The sequence below is a fragment of the Winogradskyella poriferorum genome, assembly GCF_050618035.1.
Lineage (GTDB): Bacteria > Bacteroidota > Bacteroidia > Flavobacteriales > Flavobacteriaceae > Winogradskyella > Winogradskyella poriferorum_A.
On the sequence record NZ_JBODPY010000249.1, the window covers coordinates 1 to 219 of the forward strand.

Here is a 219-nt window from a genome sequence, read left to right on the forward strand (position 1 = left end):
GATAAGATGAAATATAGAACCTGAAAAACTTCAGAACTTGTATGAGGTTGCGGAGCTTATCAATAATATGATCTCAAATAAAAAAATATATTATCAAAAAGAACAGTCTGTTAAATAATGAGGAAACGAAGAATTAAAAAAATAGCGATTATTGGCTCAGGTATTATGGGAAGCGGGATAGCTTGCCATTTTGCCAATATTGGTGTTGATGTCTTATTA

1 protein-coding gene is annotated in these 219 nt (G+C 31.1%); it reads left to right on the forward strand.

Annotation, left to right across the window (positions count from 1 at the left end):
* Window positions 1–117: 117 nt before the first annotated feature.
* Window positions 118–219: 3-hydroxyacyl-CoA dehydrogenase NAD-binding domain-containing protein (locus ACRHOC_RS15650; protein WP_431159498.1), on the forward strand; the 102-nt coding region annotated here is incomplete at its 3' end.